Below are 1,801 nucleotides of genomic sequence, written 5' to 3'. Positions count from 1 at the left end.
CCACCGTCGACGGCTCGGGCAACTGGAGCGTGAAGGTAGAAGGCAGCGACCTGGCGAAGGAAACCAACATCCATGCCACCCTGGTGGCCCACGACGCGGCAGGCAACAGCGCCAGCGTGGTGGCGGACCATGGCTATGCCGTGAACGTCGAGCCGGGCTCCGTCTCGCTCGCCATCGACGTAGTGGCCGGCGACGACATCGTCAACCTGGCCGAGTCCAAGGTCCAGCAGACCATCAGTGGCAAGGCCGCCGGTGCGTTCAGCGAAGGCGACGTGGTGAGCTTCAAGCTCAACGGCACCGACTACAGCGCCAAGGTAGCGGCTGACGGTACCTGGAGCGTGAATGTGGCCGGCGCGGACCTCGCGGCGGAAACCAACATCCACGCCACCCTGGTAGCGCACGACAGCGCTGGCAACGTCAGCGATGTGGTGGCCGACCATGCCTACTCTGTCGATACGGTAGCGCCGGTAGCGACCCTGACCATCAACGTGGTGGCCGGTGACGACATCGTCAACGCCGAAGAAGCCAAGGTCCAGCAGACCGTCAGCGGCAAGGCCGGTGGCGAGTTCCAGGCTGGCGACGTGGTGAGCTTCAAGCTCAACGGCACCGACTACAGCGCGAAAGTCGCGGCTGACGGAACCTGGAGTGTGAAAGTGGCCGGCGCGGACCTCGCGGCGGAAACCAGCATCCACGCCACCCTGGTGGCCCACGACAAGGCCGGCAACAGCGCCAGCGTCGTAGCCGATCACGGCTACAGCGTCGACCTGGTCGCGCCGGTAGCGACCCTGACCATCAACGTGGTCGCCGGCGACGACATCGTCAACGCCGCCGAAGCCATGACCAACCAGACCATCAGCGGCAAGGCTGCCGGTGAGTTCCAGGCTGGCGACGTGGTGAGCTTCAAGCTCAATGGCACCGACTACAGCGCCAAGGTCGCGGCCGACGGCAGCTGGAGCGTGCAGGTATCGGGTACCGACCTGTCCAAGGGCAGCAGCATCGATGCCACCCTGGTGGCTCACGATGCCGCTGGCAACAGCGCCGACGTGAAGGCCAGCCACCCGTACAGCGTCGACCTGGTAGCACCGGTGGCGACCCTGACTATCAATCCGGTGACCAGCGACGACATCCTCAATCTGGCCGAAGCGCAGACTCCGCAAACCATCAGCGGCAAGGCGAGCGGTGAGTTCCAGGTGGGTGACATCGTCAGCTTCGCGCTGAACGGCACCACCTACAGTGCGGCGGTCGACAAGGACGGCAACTGGAGCGTGAAGGTAGCCGGTGCGGACCTCGCAGCGGAAACCAACATCCACGCCACCCTGGTGGCCCATGATGTGGCTGGCAACGTCGGCCTCATCGTGGCCGACCATGGTTATACCGTCTCCACGGCTCCGTCGGCTCCGACCATCGACAGCATCGTCGACAACGACGATCCGTCGAACCTGATCGATATCCCGAAAGACGGCTCGACCAACGACACCACCCCGGTTATTTCCGGTGGCGGCGCCGAACCGGGCGACATCATCCACGTCTTCGACGGCGAGACCGAACTGGGCACCGCTATTGCTGGTGAAGATGGCAAGTGGTCGTTCGAAGTTCCGGCCGACAAGGCTCTGGACGAAGGCGAACACGACTTCACCGTCAAGGCCGAAGACGCTGCGGGCAACATCAGCGATCCGTCGCAGCCGTACCCGATCGTCATCGACACCACTGCGCCGACCGCACCGGTCATCAAGGACGTGGTGGACAACGATGATCCGTCCAACCTGATCGACGTGCCGAAGAATGGTTCGACCAACGACAC

At 64.2% G+C, this 1,801-nt stretch carries 1 protein-coding gene; it reads left to right on the top strand.

Going from position 1 to position 1,801, the window contains the following annotated elements:
* A partial coding sequence (locus tag IB255_RS30430) for an Ig-like domain-containing protein (RefSeq protein ID WP_192211274.1) occupies positions 1-1,801 on the top strand: 1,801 nt, incomplete at both ends.

The organism is Pseudomonas sp. PDM22, assembly GCF_014851965.1.
In the GTDB taxonomy this organism is placed as follows: domain Bacteria; phylum Pseudomonadota; class Gammaproteobacteria; order Pseudomonadales; family Pseudomonadaceae; genus Pseudomonas.
The sequence above is the reverse complement of the archived record's forward strand: the minus strand, read 5'-3'. Positions and strand labels throughout refer to the sequence as shown.